16 protein-coding genes are annotated in these 21936 nt (G+C 43.5%); 11 read left to right on the top strand and 5 right to left on the bottom strand.

The features are described 5' to 3' along the window. Positions 1-3 precede the first annotated feature (3 nt). From KSX81_RS27330 to KSX81_RS27290, 9 genes are all read left to right on the top strand, one after another. Positions 4-3108, top strand: coding sequence for an efflux RND transporter permease subunit (locus tag KSX81_RS27330; RefSeq protein ID WP_004297380.1), 3105 nt, complete (start codon positions 4-6; stop codon positions 3106-3108). Then, positions 3108-4487 carry an efflux transporter outer membrane subunit gene (locus KSX81_RS27325; protein WP_004297381.1) on the top strand — a complete coding sequence of 460 codons (1380 nt, stop codon included), beginning with the start codon at positions 3108-3110 and terminating at the stop codon, positions 4485-4487. Before KSX81_RS27330 ends, KSX81_RS27325 begins: the two co-directional genes overlap by 1 nt. Before the next feature lie 206 nt (positions 4488-4693). Further along, on the top strand, positions 4694-6340 hold the full coding sequence (locus KSX81_RS27320) for a diphosphate--fructose-6-phosphate 1-phosphotransferase (RefSeq protein WP_004297384.1): 1647 nt from the start codon (positions 4694-4696) through the stop codon (positions 6338-6340). A gap of 154 nt (positions 6341-6494) precedes the next feature. After that, positions 6495-7388 carry a glycoside hydrolase family 25 protein gene (locus KSX81_RS27315; RefSeq protein ID WP_004297385.1) on the top strand — a complete coding sequence of 298 codons (894 nt, stop codon included), beginning with the start codon at positions 6495-6497 and terminating at the stop codon, positions 7386-7388. A 74-nt stretch (positions 7389-7462) separates the two neighbouring features. Then, positions 7463-8806: a dihydrolipoyl dehydrogenase gene (gene lpdA / locus KSX81_RS27310; RefSeq protein WP_004297388.1), complete on the top strand. Its 1344-nt coding sequence runs from the start codon at positions 7463-7465 to the stop codon at positions 8804-8806. 19 nt (positions 8807-8825) lie between these two features. Further along, positions 8826-9548 (top strand): biotin/lipoate A/B protein ligase family protein, encoded by a 723-nt coding sequence (locus KSX81_RS27305; RefSeq protein WP_004297389.1) that lies wholly within the window; start codon positions 8826-8828, stop codon positions 9546-9548. Positions 9549-9656: 108 nt separating this feature from the next. Beyond that, a complete protein-coding gene (locus KSX81_RS27300; protein WP_004297390.1) occupies positions 9657-10970 on the top strand; it encodes a dihydrolipoamide acetyltransferase family protein in 1314 nt (437 codons plus the stop codon). Positions 10971-11007: 37 nt separating this feature from the next. Continuing rightward, on the top strand, positions 11008-13044 hold the full coding sequence (locus tag KSX81_RS27295) for a thiamine pyrophosphate-dependent enzyme (RefSeq protein ID WP_004319330.1): 2037 nt from the start codon (positions 11008-11010) through the stop codon (positions 13042-13044). Positions 13045-13056: 12 nt separating this feature from the next. After that, positions 13057-13563 (top strand): flavodoxin, encoded by a 507-nt coding sequence (locus tag KSX81_RS27290; protein WP_004297392.1) that lies wholly within the window; start codon positions 13057-13059, stop codon positions 13561-13563. A gap of 136 nt (positions 13564-13699) precedes the next feature. Here the strand turns inward: KSX81_RS27290 and prmA are convergent, their stop codons facing one another. Then, positions 13700-14548 (bottom strand): 50S ribosomal protein L11 methyltransferase, encoded by an 849-nt coding sequence (gene prmA, locus KSX81_RS27285; protein WP_004297393.1) that lies wholly within the window; start codon positions 14546-14548, stop codon positions 13700-13702. Between the two features lie 152 nt (positions 14549-14700). Here prmA and KSX81_RS27280 point away from each other — a divergent pair, with 152 nt between their 5' ends. Both KSX81_RS27280 and KSX81_RS27275 read left to right on the top strand, forming a co-directional pair. Further along, positions 14701-16047: a hypothetical protein gene (locus KSX81_RS27280; RefSeq protein ID WP_004297394.1), complete on the top strand. Its 1347-nt coding sequence runs from the start codon at positions 14701-14703 to the stop codon at positions 16045-16047. A gap of 25 nt (positions 16048-16072) precedes the next feature. Beyond that, the gene (locus KSX81_RS27275) at positions 16073-17668 is read left to right on the top strand and encodes a hypothetical protein (protein ID WP_004319328.1); all 1596 of its coding nucleotides are present in this window, start codon (positions 16073-16075) and stop codon (positions 17666-17668) included. A 120-nt stretch (positions 17669-17788) separates the two neighbouring features. Here KSX81_RS27275 and KSX81_RS27270 read toward each other — a convergent pair whose 3' ends face one another. The 4 genes from KSX81_RS27270 to KSX81_RS27255 all read right to left on the bottom strand — a co-directional run bounded on the left by KSX81_RS27270 (position 17789) and on the right by KSX81_RS27255 (position 21929). Next, on the bottom strand, positions 17789-18595 hold the full coding sequence (locus KSX81_RS27270; protein ID WP_004297397.1) for a fimbrillin family protein: 807 nt from the start codon (positions 18593-18595) through the stop codon (positions 17789-17791). Positions 18596-18635: 40 nt separating this feature from the next. Continuing rightward, positions 18636-19106, bottom strand: a complete 471-nt coding sequence (locus tag KSX81_RS27265; RefSeq protein WP_217725652.1) for a nucleoside deaminase — start codon at positions 19104-19106, stop codon at positions 18636-18638. A 155-nt stretch (positions 19107-19261) separates the two neighbouring features. Then, positions 19262-20248, bottom strand: coding sequence for a Gfo/Idh/MocA family protein (locus tag KSX81_RS27260; RefSeq protein ID WP_004297399.1), 987 nt, complete (start codon positions 20246-20248; stop codon positions 19262-19264). Positions 20249-20705: 457 nt separating this feature from the next. After that, positions 20706-21929, bottom strand: a complete 1224-nt coding sequence (locus KSX81_RS27255; RefSeq protein ID WP_004297401.1) for an alginate lyase family protein — start codon at positions 21927-21929, stop codon at positions 20706-20708. Positions 21930-21936 lie beyond the last annotated feature (7 nt).

Genomic DNA, 21936 nt, shown 5'->3' with positions numbered 1-21936 from the left:
ACGATGAAAGTTACTTTTTTTATAGATAGGCCGGTCTTTTCGGCTGTAATCTCCATCGTGATTGTGATTGTCGGTATTATTGGTCTGACGATGCTTCCGGTGGATCAATACCCGCAGATTACTCCTCCGGTGGTGAAGATTAGTGCTTCTTATCCGGGTGCGAGTGCACTTACTGTATCACAGGCAGTAGCTACCCCGATTGAGCAGGAAATCAATGGTACTCCGGGGATGCTTTATATGGAATCAAATAGTTCTAACTCCGGAGGTTTTTCGGCAACAGTTACTTTTGATGTATCTGCTGATCCGGATTTGGCAGCTGTTGAGATTCAGAATCGTGTGAAACTGGCAGAATCCCGTTTGCCGGCGGAAGTGATTCAGAATGGTATTTCGGTAGAAAAACAGGCTCCCAGTCAGTTGATGACGCTTTGTTTGACTTCTACCGACCCAAAGTTCGATGAGATTTACTTGAGTAACTTTGCTACCATCAATGTGCTCGATGTGATTCGCCGTATTCCCGGAGTGGGACGTGTATCCAATATCGGTAGCCGTTATTATGCCATGCAGATATGGGCGCAGCCGGATAAGCTGGCAAACTTCGGACTGACCGTACAGGATTTGCAGAATGCATTGAAAGATCAGAATCGTGAATCAGCAGCGGGTGTGCTGGGACAACAGCCTGTACAAGGATTGGATATCACGATTCCTATCACGACACAGGGACGTCTTTCCACTGTAGGACAATTTGAAGATATCGTAGTACGTGCCAATGCGAATGGTTCTATCATTCGATTGAAAGATGTGGCACGTGTATCGCTGGAAGCTTCTTCGTATAATACAGAGAGTGGTATCAACGGTGAAAATGCTGCCGTGCTTGGTATTTATATGTTACCGGGTGCTAATGCGATGGAAGTGGCCGAGAGAGTAAAAGAGGCAATGGATGAGATTAGTAAGAACTTTCCGGAGGGATTGAGCTATGAGATTCCGTTCGATATGACGACTTATATTTCCGAATCTATCCATGAAGTATATAAGACGTTGTTTGAAGCGTTGGTATTGGTGGTTCTGGTAGTTTATTTATCCTTGCAGAGCTGGCGTGCAACGTTGATTCCGGTAGTGGCGGTGCCTATTTCATTGATCGGTACTTTCGGATTCATGTTGATTTTCGGTTTCTCATTGAATATCCTGACATTGCTCGGATTGATCCTTGCGATCGGTATTGTGGTGGATGATGCGATTGTGGTGGTGGAAGGTGTGGAACATATCATGGAAACGGAGCACCTAAGTCCTTATGAAGCTACGAAAAAAGCGATGAACGGACTTGCCAGTGCTTTGATTGCCACTTCGCTGGTATTGGCGGCTGTGTTCGTCCCGGTTAGCTTTTTAAGTGGGATTACAGGACAGTTGTATCGCCAGTTTACGGTGACAATTGTAGTATCCGTGCTTATTTCTACGGTCGTGGCTCTGACATTGAGTCCGGTGATGTGTTCGCTGATTCTGAAACCGGATAGCGGGAAGAAAAAGAATATCGTTTTCCGGAAGATTAATGAATGGCTGGGTATCGGTAGTAATAAGTATGTAGCTGCCGTAACTCGTACAATTAAGCATCCTCGTCGAGTTTTGAGTGCTTTTGGTATGGTGTTGATTGCTATCATGTTGATTCATCGCATTATTCCGACCAGTTTCTTACCTGTGGAAGATCAGGGATATTTCAAGATTGAATTGGAACTGCCGGAAGGGGCTACTCTGGAACGTACCCGTATCGTGACAGAGCGTGCCATTGCTTATCTGGAAAAGAACCCGTACATTGAGTATATACAGAATGTAACGGGAAGTAGTCCTCGTGTCGGAAGTAACCAGGGACGTGCAGAACTGACGGTGATCCTGAAACCTTGGGAGGAACGGAAGAGTACCACTATTGAGAAGATCATGCATACGGTAGAGAAACATCTTGAGGAATATCCGGAATGTAAAGTCTATCTGTCCACTCCTCCGGTTATTCCGGGGCTCGGTAGTTCGGGAGGTTTTGAGATGCAGCTGGAAGCTCGTGGAGAAGCCACTTTTGATAATTTGGTAGACGCGACAGATACATTAATGTACTACGCATCCAAACGCAAAGAGTTGGCGGGCTTGTCATCTTCTTTGCAGTCGGAAATCCCACAACTCTATTTTGATGTGGATCGAGACAAAGTGAAGATGCTGGGTGTACCTTTGGCTGATGTGTTTTCTACCATGAAGGCTTATACCGGTTCGGTTTATGTGAACGACTTTAATATGTTCAACCGTATATATAAGGTTTATATTCAGGCAGAAGCTCCTTATCGCGAACACAAAGACAATATTAATTTGTTTTTTGTGAAAGCCTCCAATGGAGCGATGGTACCATTGACTTCTCTGGGAAATGCATCATATACCACAGGACCGGGAAGTATCAAACGTTTCAATATGTTTACTACGGCCGTTATTCGTGGAGCAGCTGCGCAAGGATATAGTTCCGGACAGGCGATGGAGATCATGGAACAGATTGCCCGCGATCATCTTCCCGATAATATCGGACTGGAATGGAGCGGCCTTTCCTATCAGGAGAAGCAGGCGGGAGGTCAGACGGGTATGGTGATGGCACTGGTATTCTTGTTCGTTTTCCTCTTCCTTGCTGCACAATACGAAAGTTGGACAGTGCCTATTGCTGTGTTGCTTTCTTTACCTGTGGCTGCTTTGGGAGCCTATTTGGGAGTATGGGTTTGCGGATTGGAAAACGATGTCTATTTCCAGATTGGCTTGGTTATGTTGGTCGGACTTGCCGCTAAGAATGCAATTTTGATTGTAGAGTTCGCAAAGGTGCAGGTAGATAAAGGTGAAGACTTGGTGCAATCGGCCATATACGCAGCCAAATTGCGTTTCCGTCCGATTCTGATGACCTCTCTTGCCTTTGTGCTCGGTATGCTTCCGATGGTACTGGCAAGTGGTCCGGGTTCGGCAAGCCGGCAGGCAATCGGTACAGGTGTATTTTTCGGAATGATATTTGCCATCGTATTTGGTATCATTCTTGTGCCGTTCTTCTTTGTGATGGTGTATAAAACAAAGTCGAAAATCTTAAAACATAAGAAATAATGAAACGAAAGAAACTATATATTGCTATCCTGTTACTTGCCGGAGTACTGACTTCCTGCAAGGTAGGGAAAAGCTATGTCCGTCCTGATCTTCATTTACCCGACAGCTTGGAAAGATCACAGGATTCGGTTAGCTTCGGTGACCAGGACTGGAGGGATATTTATACAGATGCTACATTGAGAAGTCTGATAGAGCGTGCATTGGATCATAATAAAGATATGCTGATTGCTGCTGCCCGTGTGAAAGAAATGGCTGCGCAGAAACGAATTTCTACGGCTGCATTGCTTCCGGATATTAAAGGAAAAGTGACAGGGGAACGCGAACTCGAGAATCATGGAGGAGATGCTTTCAAGAGATCGGATACCTTTGAAGCACAATTCCTCGTTTCGTGGGAAGTCGATCTTTGGGGAAATCTGCGTTGGGCGCGTTCGGCCAGCATTGCCGAGTATCTGCAATCTATTGAAGCACAACGTGCATTGCAGATGACGATTGTGGCTGAAGTGGCACAGGCTTACTATGAACTGGTAGCTTTGGATACAGAGCTTGATATTGTCAAACAGACATTGAAAGCCCGTGAAGAAGGGGTGCGCCTGGCGCGTATCCGGTTTGCCGGTGGATTGACTTCCGAGACTTCCTATCGACAGGCACAAGTGGAGTTGGCACGTACGGCCACTTTGGTTCCTGACTTGGAACGTAAAATCTCCCTGAAAGAGAACGATATTGCTTATCTTGCGGGTGAATATCCTAATAAGATAGCCCGTTCCCGTTTGCTTCAGGAGTTTAATTCTCCGGAAACACTTCCTGTAGGGTTGCCGTCTACTTTGTTGGAACGCCGTCCCGACATTCGTCAGGCAGAGCAGAAATTGATTGCTGCCAATGCAAAAGTAGGAGTGGCCTATACGAATATGTTCCCGCGTCTTGCCCTGACAGGTGGTTTCGGTAGTGAAAGTACTTCTTTGTCGGAACTCTTGAAATCTCCCTATGCAGTTATGGAAGGAGCTTTATTAACTCCTATCTTTGGTTGGGGAAAGAACCGTGCGGCATTGAAAGCGAAAAAGGCTGCTTATGAGGCTGAAGTACATAGTTATGAGAAATCCGTACTGGAAGCTTTCAAGGAAACACGTAATGCGATTGTCAACTTCAACAAGATTAAGGAAGTGTACGAACTTCGTGCCAATCTGGAACGTTCGGCCAAGAGCTACATGGACTTGGCACAATTGCAGTACATCAATGGAGTCATCAACTATCTGGATGTGTTGGATGCCCAACGTGGATACTTTGATGCCCAAATCGGATTGAGTAATGCCATTCGTGACGAGTTGATTGCGGTGGTTCAACTTTATAAGGCTCTTGGCGGAGGCTGGGAGCAGAATCCCTAGAATTATATTATAAATTAGCTCGCTGAAGAAAACGTAAAGGCTATCTCCTACGTCGGGAGATAGCCTTAATTTTTCTTTCTTCTTTCTTTTGTCTTAAAAACAACAGAAGAAGAATTTTTATAATTCGGAAAAAAATGCGAAATTTGCAACGCTTTTCAAGTTTGACAAGAAACTTACTAACACCTTTAAATAAAAAATTAAAGAAAATGACTAAAAGTGCATTGCAAATCGCAAGGGCTGCTTACCAGCCCAAACTTCCGAAAGCATTGGCATCAGGAGCTGTTAAGGCTGTAGCAGGTGCTGCTACTCAATCTGTAGCCGATCAGGAAGCTATCAAAGCATTATTCCCGAACACGTATGGAATGCCGTTGATTACATTCGAAGCTGGTGAAGCTGTTGCTCTTCCTGCTATGAATGTAGGTGTAATTCTTTCCGGTGGTCAGGCTCCGGGCGGACACAATGTAATCTCCGGTTTGTTCGATGGTATCAAGAAATTGAACCCGGAAAACAAATTATATGGTTTTATTCTGGGTCCTGGTGGTCTGGTAGATCACAACTATATGGAGCTGACTGCTGATATCATCGACGAATACCGTAACACAGGTGGTTTCGATATCATCGGTTCCGGACGTACGAAGCTGGAAGCTGAAAGCCAGTTTGAAAAAGGACTTGAAATCATCAAACAACTGGGCATCAAGGCACTGGTTATTATTGGTGGGGACGACTCTAATACAAATGCTTGTGTATTGGCTGAATACTATGCTGCTAAGAAGTATGGTGTACAGGTAATCGGTTGCCCGAAAACAATCGACGGTGACTTGAAGAACGATATGATTGAAACTTCTTTCGGTTTCGATACAGCTTGTAAGACTTATGCTGAAGTAATCGGTAACATCCAACGTGACTGTAACTCTGCACGTAAATACTGGCACTTCATCAAATTGATGGGTCGTTCGGCTTCTCACATCGCACTGGAATGTGCTTTGCAAGTACAGCCTAACGTATGTATCATTTCAGAAGAAGTGGAAGCAAAAGATATGTCTTTGGACGATGTAGTAACATCTATCGCTAAAGTGGTAGCAGACCGTGCAGCACAAGGACACAACTTCGGTACAGTTTTGATTCCGGAAGGATTGGTAGAGTTCATTCCTGCCATGAAACGTCTGATTGCTGAATTGAATGACTTCCTGGCTGCTAATGCTGAAGAATTCGGTCAGATTAAGAAATCTCACCAACGTGATTATATCATCCGCAAACTTTCTCCGGAAAACTCTGCTATTTATGCTAGTCTGCCGGAAGGTGTTGCCCGTCAGTTGACTTTGGATCGTGACCCGCACGGAAACGTTCAGGTATCATTGATCGAAACTGAAAAACTGTTGTCTGAAATGGTAGCTACTAAGTTGGCTGCATGGAAAGAAGAAGGCAAGTATGTTGGTAAATTTGCTGCTCAACACCACTTCTTCGGTTATGAAGGACGTTGTGCTGCTCCGTCAAATTTTGACGCTGACTATTGCTACTCTTTGGGTTACACAGCTTCTATGTTGATTGCTAACGGTAAGACTGGTTATATGTCTTCTGTACGTAACACAACAGCTCCTGCTGCTGAATGGATTGCTGGTGGTGTGCCTATTACCATGATGATGAACATGGAACGTCGTCACGGTGAAATGAAGCCGGTTATCCAGAAAGCATTGGTAAAACTGGATGGTGCTCCTTTCAAAGCATTTGCTGCACAACGCGAACGTTGGGCTATCGAAACGGATTATGTATATCCGGGTCCGATCCAATACTTCGGTCCTACAGAAGTTTGCGACCAGGCAACTAAGACTTTGCAACTGGAACAAGCTAAATAAATACATTTCAAAGTAGTTGTTAATACAACAGCTGCAATGAAGGGTTCTTTCAGGCACGGATTACGCGGATTAATACGGTTTTTAGTTATTTCTTATAACCCTGTATTCCGTGTAATCCGTGCCTATCTCTAAAAACATTGATCGTTTAAAGTAAATGCCACAACGCAACAACCCGATGTCTGCCGTACAGAAGAAAAGAACTGTTTCCACCACTAAAAGAAAGGGAACGACCTCTTCTTCCAAGACTTCCCGTACTTCAAAAAAGGAACAGGTGAAGCATCGAACTGTGATGCCTACCTGGCTTCGTAATATTCTGGCAGTGATGATTGTCGGTTGTTTCTCCGTCGCTTTCTATTATTTCTTTATCCGCCCTTATGCTTATCGATGGAAACCTTGCCATGGCTTAAAGGAATATGGTGTCTGCATCCCTGACGGATATGATATTCATGGTATTGACATTTCTCACTATCAGGGAAAGATTGACTGGAAGAAGCTGTTGCAGAATAAGGAGACGGCTACTCCTTTACATTTCGTCTTTATGAAGGCCACAGAAGGAGGAGATCATAACGATACCACATTTGAGGCAAATTTTGCCAATGCCCGTAATCATGGATTTATCCGTGGCGCTTATCATTTTTATATTCCGAGCACGGATGCTTTGAAACAGGCGGACTTCTTTATTCGCACGGTAAAACTTGTTTCCGGTGATTTACCTCCCGTACTTGATGTGGAAGTGACCGGGCGGAAGGAAAAAAAGGAATTACAGCAAGGCATCAAACGCTGGCTGGACCGGGTGGAATCTCATTATGGAGTGAAGCCTATTCTATACACTTCTTATAAATTTAAAACCCGTTACCTGGACGACTCTATCTTCAATGCATACCCTTATTGGATTGCCCATTATTATGTGGACTCTGTGCGGTATCAGGGGAAATGGCACTTTTGGCAACATACGGATGTAGGAAGTGTTCCCGGCATTAAAGAAGACGTAGATTTGAATGTGTTTAATGGCTCGTTAGAGGAACTTAAAAAGTTGACAATTAAGTAACGGGTATTTCTTTTCCCTACAACTTATCTCTTCTCATATTTGTTATAATCGTATTATTACTAAAAAATACGATTATGAACTTTGATATAGCTATTATTGGTGGTGGTCCGGCCGGGTACACAGCTGCCGAACGGGCAGGGGCCAACGGATTAAAAACTGTTCTTTTTGAGAAAAAGGCAATGGGGGGAGTATGTCTCAATGAGGGGTGTATTCCTACTAAAACTTTGTTATATTCTGCTAAAATACTGGATAGCATCAAGAGTGCTTCCAAATACGGCGTTTCTGCCGAATCTCCTTCGTTCGATTTATCCAAGATTATGAGCCGTAAAGATAAAACAGTAAAAATGTTGACGGGCGGTGTGAAGATGACTGTGAGTTCTTACGGAGTGACTATTATAGAAAAGGAAGCTCTGATAGAAGGAGAGAAAGAGGGGAAAATACAAATCACTTGTGACGGAGAAACCTATTCCGTGAAATATTTGCTGGTATGTACCGGCTCTGATACAGTGATTCCTCCTATACCGGGACTGTCAGAAATCAGTTATTGGACTTCCAAGGAGGCCTTGGAGATAAAGGAACTCCCTAAGACACTGGTCATTATTGGTGGCGGGGTGATCGGGATGGAGTTTGCTTCTTTCTTCAACAGTATGGGCGTGAAAGTACATGTTGTAGAAATGATGCCGGAGATTCTGGGAGCGATGGATAAGGAAACCAGTGGTATGCTTCGTGCCGAATATGCCAAACGGGGAGTCACTTTCTATTTGAATACGAAAGTGGTGGAAGTAAATCCTCATGGAGTTGTGATAGAAAAAGAAGGCAAGATGTCTGCTATTGAAGCGGAGAAGATCTTGCTTAGTGTAGGACGTAAGGCAAATCTATCCAAGGTGGGACTGGACAAGCTGAATATAGAACTGCATCGGAATGGAGTGAAAGTAGACGAACATCTGTTGACTTCGCATCCTCGTGTATATGCGTGTGGTGATATTACAGGCTACTCTTTATTGGCGCATACTGCTATCCGTGAAGCGGAAGTCGCCATCAATCATATTTTAGGAGTGGAAGACCGGATGAATTACGATTGTGTTCCGGGAGTCGTTTATACCAACCCTGAAGTGGCGGGAGTGGGAAAGACGGAAGAAGAACTGGTAAAATCAGGAATTCCTTACCGTATTTCGAAATTACCGATGGCTTATTCCGGACGCTTCGTTGCGGAGAATGAACAGGGAAACGGGCTCTGTAAGCTGATTCAGGATGAAGATGGGAAGATTATCGGTTGTCACATGTTGGGAAATCCGGCATCAGAACTTATTGTGATAGCAGGTATTGCTATTCAGAGAGGGTACACGGTGGAGGAATTCCAGAAGACTGTGTTTCCACATCCTACGGTTGGAGAGATCTATCACGAAATTATGTTTTAACTCTTATTCCGCTTGATCTATGATTCGATGTATCTATAGTCCGTTTACTGATATTTACTTTCACTTGGCAGCAGAAGAGTATCTGTTGAAGCAGGGAAATGAAGATATTTTCATGCTTTGGCAGGATACTCCTTCTGTGGTAATAGGTAAGCATCAGCGGTTGCGGTCGGAAGTCGATAAGAAATGGGCGGAACAGGAACGAGTACATATTGCCCGTCGTTTTTCGGGTGGGGGAGCGGTGTACCATGATTTGGGCAATATCAATCTGACTTTTATAGAAACGGCTCCCCGATTGCCGGAATTTGTTACGTACTTGCAACGGACATTGGATTTCCTGAACTCTATAGGCCTGATGGCAAAAGGAGGCGAACGACTGGGGATTTATCTGAATGGATTGAAAATATCAGGGAGTGCGCAATGCGTACATAAGAATCGGGTGTTGTATCATTGCACTTTATTGTATGATACGGATCTGACAGCATTGCATAAAGCTTTGAATCCGGAACTGATGGTTGATGATGAAACTTTATCGTCAGTATATGCCGTTCCTTCCGTTCGGAGTGAGGTAACCAATATTCGGAGTTATTTACCGGAGGGAACTGTAACTGATTTTAAAGAGAAGGCTTTTCAGTATTTCAGTAAGTCCCAATCTGTCAGTGCTTTTACCGGGAAGGAAATAGAGGCTGTTAATCAGCTCCGGGAAGGGAAATATATTCAGAAAGAGTGGATATATAGTCGTTGATGTCCGGGCTGGCTTTGTCAGCATCCGGTTAAAATTTACTTAACTTAAAACTTTCTATTTCAGCCCGTTGTTGTAATATATCAAGGTTGAATAATAAATTTACTGTCTATGTCAAAATTCGAAATAAAAATGCCTAAGTTGGGCGAGAGTATAACCGAAGGGACAATCGTCTCTTGGTCTGTAAAGGTAGGTGATATGATTCAGGAAGACGATGTGCTTTTTGAAGTGAATACTGCCAAAGTAAGTGCGGAGATCCCTTCTCCCGTAGCGGGAAAAGTGGTGGAGATTTTATATAAGGAGGGCGATACGGTTGCTGTAGGAACAGTAGTCGCTATAATTGATTTGGATGGAGAAGAATCTTCAGGAACGGAGCCGATAAATGTTTCTGAAACATCACCATCGTTAGCGGAAACTGCTAGGAACGAATCAGCGAATACTGCATCGAAACCTGTTGTTGTAGAGGAAGAACGTTGGTACTCTCCTGTTGTGATTCAGTTGGCGCGGGAAGCTAAAATTCCGAAAGAAGAGCTGGATGCTATACAAGGAACTGGTTATGAAGGGCGATTGAGTAAGAAAGATATAAAAGATTATATTGAAAAGAAGAAAAGAGGAGGTAGTGTTGAACCGAAGCCGGCATCTGTTGTTGCTGCTCCGGCCGCAAGCAAACCATCAGTTGCTGTTTCTTCTGAACAGGCAAGTCCGAAGGTTGCTCCTGTAGCAATGCCTGGAGTCGAAGTAAAAGAGATGGATCGTGTCCGCCGGATTATTGCCGACCACATGGTTATGTCTAAGAAAGTATCTCCTCACGTGACCAATGTAGTAGAAGTAGACGTTACCAAATTGGTACGTTGGCGTGAAAAGAATAAAGACGCTTTCTTCCGTCGCGAAGGAGTGAAACTGACTTATATGCCTGTGATAACGGAAGCCGTGGCAAAAGCATTGGCTGCCTATCCACAGGTGAATGTATCGGTAGATGGATACAATATTCTTTTCAAAAAGCATATTAATGTCGGTATTGCCGTCTCTTTGAATGATGGAAATCTGATTGTTCCTGTGGTGCATGATGCCGATCATCTGAATCTGAACGGGTTGGCTGTTGCCATCGATTCTTTGGCCTTGAAAGCAAGGGATAACAAATTAATGCCGGAAGATATTGATGGGGGTACATTTACGATAACCAATTTTGGTACATTCAAGAGCCTGTTCGGTACGCCAATCATTAATCAGCCGCAAGTTGCTATCTTGGGAGTAGGGTATATTGAGAAGAAACCTGCTGTTGTAGAAACTCCGGAGGGTGATACGATTGCAATCCGGCATAAAATGTACTTGTCTTTGTCTTACGATCATCGGGTAGTAGACGGAATGTTGGGAGGTAACTTCCTGCATTTTATAGCCGACTATCTCGAAAATTGGAAAGGCTGATAACTGATTGTTTCATTCATTAAGAACTTCATTACTCATGAAAAAGAAATATGATATAAAGACTACAGATGTAGAAACCCTGAAAAAGTGGTATCATCTGATGACATTGGGGCGTGCCTTGGACGAAAAGGCACCGTCTTACCTGTTGCAATCTTTGGGTTGGTCTTATCATGCTCCCTATGCAGGGCATGATGGTATTCAACTTGCTGTCGGTCAGGTATTCACTCTCGGTGAAGATTTCCTGTTTCCATACTACCGGGATATGTTAACCGTGCTTTCCGCCGGAATGACCGCTGAAGAAGTTATCCTGAACGGTATTTCCAAAGCAACGGACCCAGGTAGCGGAGGACGTCACATGTCGAACCATTTCGCCAAACCGGAATGGCACATTGAAAACATCTCCTCTGCTACTGGTACACACGACCTTCACGCAGCAGGTGTGGCCAGAGCAATGGTATATTATGGACATAAAGGCGTAGCTATTACTTCTCACGGAGAGTCGGCTACTTCCGAAGGATTCGTTTATGAAGCTATCAATGGTGCCAGCCTCGAACGTCTTCCTGTGATTTTTGTAATACAAGATAATGGGTATGGTATTTCCGTACCCAAATCGGAACAGACTGCCAACCGTAAAGTAGCCGAGAACTTCTCGGGCTTCAAGAACCTGAAAATTATCTATTGTAACGGAAAGGATGTATTCGATTCGATGAATGCTATGACCGAAGCGCGAGAATATGCTATCAGTACCCGTAATCCGGTTATTGTGCAGGCGAATTGTGTCCGGATCGGTTCGCACTCCAATTCAGATAAGCACACCTTGTATCGGGATGAGAATGAATTGGAATATGTGAAAGATGCTGATCCCTTGATGAAGTTCCGCCGGATGCTGCTGCGTTATAAACGTCTGACCGAGGAAGAACTGCAACAAATAGAAACTGATGCAAAGAAAGAATTGTCTGCTGCCAACCGGAAGGCTTTGGCTGCTCCCGATCCCGATCCTAAAAGCATTTATGATTTTGTAATGCCCGAACCTTATCAGCCACAGAAATATAAAGATGGTACACATGAGGCGGAAGGGGAGAAGACTTTTCTAGTCAATGCCATTAATGAAACATTGAAAGCTGAATTCCGCTATAATCCCGATACCTTTATTTGGGGACAGGATGTGGCAAACAGGGAAAAAGGAGGCGTGTTTAATGTAACCAAAGGTATGCAGCAGGAATTCGGCGAAGCCCGTGTATTCAGTGCACCGATTGCGGAAGATTATATTGTAGGCACCGCCAATGGAATGAGTCGCTTTGATCCTAAAATTCATGTGGTGATTGAGGGAGCGGAGTTTGCCGATTATTTCTGGCCTGCCGTAGAACAATATGTGGAGTGTACACATGAGTACTGGCGTAGCAATGGGAAATTCGCTCCGAATATAACTCTGCGTCTGGCTTCCGGTGGCTATATCGGTGGAGGCTTGTATCATTCTCAAAACCTGGAGGGAGCTTTGACCACTTTACCGGGGGCACGTATTGTCTGCCCATCTTTTGCGGATGATGCTGCCGGATTACTTCGTACCAGTATGCGATCCAAAGGCTTCACGCTGTTCCTCGAACCGAAAGCATTGTATAATTCGGTAGAAGCAGCGGCAGTAGTGCCGGAAGATTTTGAAGTACCTTTCGGAAAAGCACGTATTCGTCGTGAGGGATCAGATTTAAGCATTATTACCTATGGCAATACCACCCATTTCTGTCTGCACGCAGCAGAACGATTGGAAAAAGAAGGTGGCTGGAAAGTGGAAGTCATTGATATTCGCTCCTTGATTCCGTTGGATAAAGAGGCGATATTCGAATCGGTCAAGAAAACGAGCAAGGCATTGGTGGTTCATGAAGATAAAGTATTCTCCGGTTTTGGTGCGGAGCTTGCTGCTATGATTAGTGGAGAGATGTTCCGCTATCTCGATGGACCGGTGCAGCGTGTCGGTTCTACTTTTACTCCTGTCGGTTTTAATCCGATTTTGGAAAAGGAAATTCTGCCGGATGAGGCCAAGATATACGAGGCTGCCCGGAGATTATTGGAATATTAAATAGTGTGGATTATGAAAAAGATAGGTTTATTTTATGCTACCAAAGCCGAAAGAACGAGTTGGGTGGCAGAGAAAATACAGAAAGAGTTTGGTGAAGACAAGATAGAAGTGGTGCCTATCGAGCAGGCTTGGCAAAATGATTTTGCTGCTTATGACTGCTTCATTGTGGGTGCTTCCACTTGGTTTGACGGGGAACTTCCTACTTATTGGGACGAACTGTTGCCGGAGCTCCGGACAATGAAATTAAAAGGTAAGAAGGTGGCTATCTTCGGTTTGGGAGATCAGATACGCTATCCAGAGAATTTTGCAGATGGAATCGGTCTGCTGGCAGAAGTCTTTGAAGGGGATGGGGCTACTTTGGTCGGTTTTACTTCTTCCGAAGGTTACACTTTCGAACGTTCAAAAGGCTTGCGTGGCGAGCAGTGGTGCGGGTTGGTTGTCGATTTGGATAATCAGTCCGAGCAGGCGGAAAAGAAAATCAAAGCATGGTGCCAACAGGTAAAGAAAGAGTTTGCGTAACAGTTTTGTTTCTCTTTATAAGATAGTGACGCTATCCGATACAAATAGTGACGGTATATGCTATGGATAGCGTCACTATCCCGCACGTATACCGTCACTATTTTTTCTGTATCAATCAGGAGTCTTCCGCCGACTCTTATCCTTTATAAACAAACTTCACCTCTGCCCAGCGATTCTTCTCTTTATAATGAACGAAAGTCAATCCGTTCTTTTCCGCTTCTTCGCGGATGGCGGCAATATCGTCTACATAAAATCCACTCATATAGAGTTCGGAATCCGTATGCATGCAGGCAACATATTGCTTCATATCATTCAGTAATATATTCCGGTTGATGTTGGCGATGATAACGTCGAAAGGTCCTTTTCCTGTAAGCGACGAGGCATCTCCTTGTGAAACGGCAATATCGTCTACGTGGTTCAATTCGATATTTTCGATGGAGTTTCGTACACACCATTCATCAATGTCGATGGCTGTACAGGGGCGTGCGCCCCGCATACGTGCGAGGATGGCAAGAATCGAAGTTCCGCAGCCCATATCGAGCAGAGATTTATCTTTCAGTTCACTGTCCAACAATTCTTCAATAATGAGGCTGGTAGTCTCGTGATGTCCTGTTCCGAAGGCCATTTGAGGATTGATGACAATGTCATATTCCGCTTTGGGAACATCTTGGTGGAAAGTGCTGTGAATCACACATCGGTTTCCGATAATGATGGGTTGAAAGAAATTCTTTTCCCATTCTTCATTCCAGTCCTTATCTTCTGCTTCGGTGTATGTATAAGTAATATCCGTATCGGGTAGGGGGAACTCGGTGATGGCAATCTTGATGGCGTTTTCATCACAGATTGTCTGTTGGATATATGCGGTCAGTCCGCCTTCACACTCAACAAAACTTTCAAACCCGACTTCACCCAGTACGGCAGCTAGTACGTCAGTGACGATTTCTGTGCAAGGGTGGGTGCGGAATGTGAACTCAAAATACTTCATAGTTGTTTTTAATTCTGGTGAATAATGGACAAAGATAGTTAGAAATAGGGATTTCCCTATTATCCTTTGGGGAAAATCTCCCTCGGACGAAAAATCTCTTCCTTATCTTTGTAACATGAATAAGTTTAAGTAATTACATAAACCGAGATGATATGAAAAAGATTGTTTATTTCTTGCTATTTGCCTTGTGCCTCCCGATAGGCTTGATGGCACAAAGCGTTGATGACGACCTTTACTTCATTCCTTCAAAAGACAAACAGGAGAAGAAAGAAACTCCGGTTAAGAAGGAAACGAAGAAACAGGTGACCAACATCTATACTTCACCGGGTACTACAGTAGTGGTTCAGGACCGTAAGGGAAGAACACGGGATGTGGATGAATATAACCGCCGTTACGATGCACGTGATAATGAATTCGTAATGGATAATGATACCTTATATATAAAAGAAAAATCTAATCCGGATTTGGACGGAGAATGGGTGACAGGCGAATTCAATGGTACGGAAGACGACTATGAATACGCTGAACGTATCATCCGTTTCCGCAATCCGCGTTTTGCTATCAGCATCAGCAGCCCGTTGTATTGGGATGTAGTTTACGGTCCGAATTCATGGGACTGGAACGTATATACCGACGGTATGTATGCTTATGCGTTCCCGACATTCAGTAATCCACTTTGGTGGGATTGGCGTTATGGCTCTTACGGCTGGGGATGGAACTATGGCTGGGGATGGAATCGTCCTTACTACGCTTGGGGATATTCTCCGGGTTATTGGGGCGGCTGGTATGGCGGCTACTGGGGTGGCTGGTATGGCGGCGGTTATTGGGGACATCACCACCACTGGCACGGTGGTCCTAGCTGGGGCTGGGGCGGAGGTGGAAGACCTTATTATGCCGGACGTAGTGTGATAAATGGAAATAACCGTTCCTATTATTCAGGTTCGAGAAATTATAATTCTACTTCTTATAGAAGAGGAACAGGTTCATCAACTACACGGCCTACTAATTCTTCAGTTGGACAAAGTGTTCGTCGTTCCGGTACCACTACAGGTGCAAATAGCAGAGTAGTAGGAACACGTGATTATACTCGTAGCAGTAGTAATGGTTCTGTTCGTTCGGGAAGTTCATATTCTCGTAGGAATACGGAAACATACACACGCCCAAGCAGTACACGTAGTTCCGGTACTAGCACACGTAATTCTGGTTCTTCCTATACTAGAAGTAACAGTTCAACGGGAAATTCCAGAACAAGTACTAGTCGCAGTAGCGGTAGTAGCTACTCACGCGGAAGTTCAACTTCTACATCACGAAGCTATACACCTGATAGATCATCATCCCGCTCTTCCAATTCAGGTAGCTATTCAAGAAGTAGTGGAAGTAGCTACTCATCAGGTAGCAGTGGTAGTTATTCTCGCAGTTCTGGTAGCAGTGGCAGTTCTTCACGTAGTAGTGGCGGTGGTGGCTCTTCACGTAGTTCTGGCGGTAGCTATAGAAGATAATTTATAATTTCAAAAGAGATTGATTATGAAAAGTAATAGAATATTAGCGATTTGTATTCTTTTGATAGGTGTAGGATTTCTAAATGCTCAAACAACTATCTATGATGCAAACCGATGGATGGGAAGTGATTTAAATGGAACTGCTCGTTTTGTAGGTATGGGTGGTGCTATGGGAGCCTTGGGTGGAGATATTACTACTATGGGAACCAATCCTGCCGGTATCGGAATTTATCGCAGCAATGATTTTATGGTGTCATTTGGTTTTGATAATACAGGAACAAAAGCTAATGGAGCGAGTCTTGACAAGTTTCATGGTTCATTCGATAATGCCGGATTTGTGTTCTCTACAAAAATAGGGAATACAACAGCGTTGAGATTTGCCAACTTTGGTTTCAATTATCGCAAAATGAAGTCATTCAATAGAAGTATGCTGATGAGTGGAGTATTCAATACCTCTCAAACAGTGCAGATGGCAAATATGGTGAACTTTGATTCATACGGAGGTTTTGATCCATTTACAGAAGCAGCTTTGAGGAGCGATGATGCTTTCCAAAATCCGGAATTGCCTTGGTTGGGTATTATGGGATATAATGCTCATTTAGTGAATCCTGTTTACGGGGAAGTTGATCCTGATAATCCAGATGCAGAACCTCCTTTTGAGGGATATGAACCCTATTTTCGAGCAGGAGATGCTGTGAGTCAGTCTTATCGTTCGAAAGAAAGTGGAGGTATTCATTCTTTTGATTTGAATGGTGCATTGAATTTTTATGATCGTTTTTATGTTGGAGCTACGTTAGGACTTTATAGTGTGAACTATGATAGAACCAGCGAATATAATGAAGACTTTACAGATAAGGATGGAAATGGCCATGGAGGATATACCTTAGGAAATGACTTTTGGGTAGATGGTAGTGGGGTTGATTTTAAACTAGGTTTTATTCTTCGTCCTTTTGAGTCATCCTCATTCCGTATTGGTGCAGCTGTACATACTCCGACTTTTTTTAGTTTGAAGGAGCGGAATACTGCTTATCTTCGTTTCGACTTGAGTGAAGAGTTAAATGATATTACTAGACCTTATGATGCTCGTGGAAATGATACTGAAGGAGAATATGAATATAAATTAGTTACTCCGTGGAAATTCAATGCAAGTATGGGATATACTATCGGTTCTTCCGTCGCATTGGGAGTTGAGTATGAATATTCAGACCGTACTAAAGCTAAAATGAAAGATCCGGACGGATATGAATTAGGTCAGACGGAAGACATTAAAGCGATGATGAAGCCTGTTCATACACTTCGTGTTGGAGCTGAATTTAAGCTAGCACCGGAATTTTCATTCCGTTTGGGATATAATCATATAACTGCTCCTTTGAAATCAGACGCTTTTAAGTATCTTCCTGTAAACTCAATGCGTACTGATACGGAGTTCTCTAATCCGGGTGCTACTAATAATTATACATTCGGTTGTGGTTATCGTGGTGAAAGTTTCTATGTGGATATGGCATATTTGTATAACACTTATAAAGAAACATTCTATGCTTTTGATAGTTTAGAATTACCAGGAACAAAGGTAACCAATAATAATCATAAGGTGGTTCTTACCGTAGGTATGCGCTTCTAATCTAATAAAGAGACAGTTTTCAATTTCAATAATAACTTTTGTGTGTAAAAAATCCCTGGAATGCTGAGTGTCTACAGCGGTTCCGGGGATTTTTATTAGTATCACTTTTATTCTTTTGTTTTATCTGCGTAACGGAGTCCGTTCATCAATAATTCCGCGGCCTCCGTAAAGTCTCATCGTAACAGGACTTCCGGCTTCTATGGTAATATCCTGATCTGCGATGATAGGTTCTTCCTTATCGTCTACAATTACAGAACCAATCTTCTCACCAGCCTTGATTATCTGTGGAATCAAGTTAGTCAGGATACCTTCGGAAATTTTCCGGATACTGATATATTCCGGGGTTGCATTCTTGTCAGCTTCGATTTTACCGTTGAAAAGATCCTGCACACCTTTGTTCTTCAAGAAAAGTTTAACGATTGCTTTACCTTCGTACGGGTTGCCTTTTTCATCAAGTAGAATAACGGGCGCAGTCATTCGCTTGAATGTAAGGGCTACATTGCTAGAACCTTTGCTGGCTTGGGCTGTGCCAAACAAATATTCTAAACCGCCTTTGATGTCACGGTAGCGACTAAAGAGGGATCTAGTCGTTACATCACCGGACAATTCGGGATAATGAGCATAGAAAGTTACAGCTTCCGAATCTGTAGCTGTCTCGCTCCAATTTTGGTTATCTACTCCCAAAGTAAAAGGCTGATATTCCTGCTCGGAAACGGACATTGAAATGACGTCTCCAGCTGAAAAACTACTTTTTAAAGGGAGTGACAGGTTACTGCTGCTACGAGTAACAGCGTCAGTGATACTTTCATTGTCGACAGTAGTAAGAAAGTTGATACCTTCTTTACTGGGATCTTGCAGTTCTTCTTGCTGTTGACAACTGAACAGGCATACTGATGCCATAACAAATAAAAGGCTTTTTCTTTTCATTTGAGGGGTAATTAATAGGTTAATAATAGTGAGAGGTTTTTTAATATTCTACTCTGTCTTCTTTGGCCGCCCAGGCTTTGAAGGCAGTAAGGGCTTCATTATGCAATAAGATTTCGGAAGGAAGCTTTCTGTCTTCAGGCTTCAGTTCCAGTTCGTCATAGATAAAAGAGTCGTCGAAGCCAATATTCTTGGCATCGGTCTTATTGTTTCCATAGTACATTTTATCCAATCGCGCCCAGTAAATCGCACCGAGACACATGGGACAAGGTTCGCAGGAAGTATAGATTTCGTATCCGCTAAGATTAAAAGTACCGAGTTTGGCAGCTGCGGCACGTATCGCATTCACTTCGGCATGAGCAGTTGGGTCACAAGATGCCGTAACACGATTTACTCCTGTTGCAACTATTTCCCCCTCTTTCGTGGCAATCACAGCACCGAAAGGGCCTCCACCATTTTCAACATTTTCTTTGGAGAGCTCGATTGCTTTCCGCATTAAGTCTTCTCTAGTCATGGCACAAAAAATATATTGTTAGTTTCATTTTCCCTTTGCTTCTTTTTACAAAGATAGAAAAAACTAACAATATACAATGGAATATTCCTATTAATTTTTTAACAGTATCAGTAAACTTCGCAAGAAAATGATACTTTTTTTTGCTTTTTTTCGGGTTATAGTTTACCTAATATCTTGTCCATTACCCAGTTAGTGAGCGTTGCACTTTCTCCGTCGCAGGAGCAAACGGACTTACCTAACAAGTGATCGACCACTGCCTGAATAAGAGGTTGTTGCACATGTTCCGGGTTACCGATACAGATTTCTTCCCGTCCTTTTTCGGTATGTAAGCCGATAGGCTCATAAGTAAAGACAGAGAAACAAATCATTCCCTTGTCACCGATAATTTCAATACGGTCTTCGCGGGCAGAGTCATGGGCTACGAAACACCAGGAACCGCTACCAACCAATCCGCTATCAAATTGGAAACAGGCGCTTAATGTATCTTCAGCAGGATAAAGTCCACCTCGATTGCTCTTATAACCGCTTGCTTCGAGGATACAACCGAACATATCCTGCAACAAATCAATTTGATGCGGAGCAAGGTCGTAGAAGTAGCCACCTCCGGCAATGTCAGCCTGCACACGCCAGGGAAGGTTGTCACGATTGTAATCCAGATCGCGTGGCGGCTGGGCAAAACGAATTTGCACATTGATAATATTACCGATAGTACCGTTCTCTACCAGTTCCTTTACTTTCTGGAAATAGGGGAGATAACGGCGATAGTAAGCAACGAAACAGGGAACTCCCGTTTCATTGGATATGCGGTTGATGCGCGTACATTCTTCGTACGTCACAGCCATTGGTTTCTCAATATAGGCAGGTTTGCCTGCTTTCATGGACATAATGGCATACGTAGCATGTGAGGAAGGAGGAGTGGCAATGTAGATGGCATTTACTTCCGGATCATCGATCAGTTCTTGTGCATCGTCATACCATTTTTTGATTCCTCTCTCTTTGGCATACGCTTTCGCTTTCGCACCGTCACGACTCATCACGGCTACGACTTCCGAATGTTCTACTTTCTGGAAAGCGGGACCGCTTTTGGTCTTGGTTACTTCTCCACAACCAATGAAGCCCCATTTGATAATCTTTTCACTCATAATATATACCTATTGTGTCTGCTTTAACAAACCCCAAAGATAAAGCTATTTTTTGTCAAGAGCAACTTTATTGATTATTAACTTGGCAGAGACAGTGGGAAAACAGACATTACGTTTTATTTCAATAGAGGCTCTGTTTTACCTGAACAGACGGTCTGTTAGGAGAGAACAGAGCCTCTAAAAGATGGCAACGCACACTCTAATTCCGGTAAGAAGCAAGGTGAAGATCGCTATGCACCGGGTTAAAGGAGAATGAACACCGGGCAAAATTGAAAGGAAAGCCGGGGTGGGGGAACTTTCCTCTCTATGAATATGATTTTTTCTTTGATATATAAAAAGAAAGAGGTTGTGCCAACGTTTTGACACAACCTCTTTACGTGCAGTTTAATTGAAACTACTTTATCATTAACTCTGTAAAGATACGACATTCGGAATCGAAAGTCAAGTCTTTGAGAGTTTATTTACTTTCCTCTTTCAGGAAAAGAAGATTAAAAAGATCTTTCGGATTGCTTTTCCGGAACTGCTGATATGCCTTTAAATAATCGGTACGAGTGGAATCTAGCAGATACAGTCGATACAGGTCTTTACATAATTCCTGTTGTTTACCGTTCCATTCGCTGATTTGCTTGTAAGGCCATTCTTTGACTCCTTTGCCGAGATATGGCTTCAGAAAATCGGCAGCTTTGTAAATGCTTCGTCCGTCAGCAGAACTGACAGAAAGAACAGGTACATGGGCTTTTTCTCCCATAGTCGCAATATCTATCAGATGTTGCAGATTAAATTCTGAATATCCGAAAGCCAATGTCCGGCGTAATTCTTCGGGCTGTTTGCCGTCCGGTTCAATCTGTTTGAATACCCGCTTCTTGGGAACTTCCCGAAGTATCCGTTCGGCTACTTTATGATTGCCTGTATAGAGTGCAAATGCAATGGCTTGTGCATCATAAGCAGTACTATGATTGTTGGGGCGGCTGGCTTCTTCTTTTCCTTGTTCACTAGTCAGAATCCAGTCCAGTAATTGCCCGAACCATTTTTTTAGCTGCTCTGAATCTTTCGAGGTGAACGAACGGGATTTTTCAAGAAGCTGAACGGCATCCAGCATTTCCACTAACGAATAAGTATCTATCACACCATAGCAACGGCCAAGATCATTATTATGTCCGGGCGCAACCTGCGCATATTTCAGATGTGGGTTCATGCAGGTTTTCTTATCCAGAAACCAGACACGAATCTGTTTGGTTGCTTTCAGTGCATACTGTTCTTTGCCACTGAAATACCACGCAAGTGCGAGTGTCGTGACATTATTTGCCATCTCTCCCAAGCGGTTACGGTCCAGTTTATCCAGTTCCGGATTGGATACACCATCGCGGCTGATATAAGGTTTACCGTCCGGCTTGGTCGGGTCCGGCCAGAAATAGCGTGCCTGGCTCAAGTAGTCGTGTTTGTCTCCGCTTGGTGGCGTTTTATCTTTCATCATAACAGAAAGATAGTGGGCGTTCAAAGCCTTGTCTGCCTGCTTTAGTAAGTTCAGATAAGTGGCGTTGTATGCGGGTTGATTGAGAGACTTTTTCACTTGTTCCAGATGTTCCGCATTCCAGATGCTCTGGGCGCAAACAGTCATTGCAACAATGCTGAAAGCCAGTGACAAACGGATTCTCTTGGAGTAGTTCGCTCGTAGATTCATGGGATAA

The sequence above is a fragment of the Bacteroides sp. MSK.18.37 genome, assembly GCF_019129155.2.
Taxonomy (GTDB): domain Bacteria; phylum Bacteroidota; class Bacteroidia; order Bacteroidales; family Bacteroidaceae; genus Bacteroides; species Bacteroides ovatus.
Note: the sequence above shows the minus strand (reverse complement) of the source record. Positions and strands in the feature narration are given on the sequence as shown.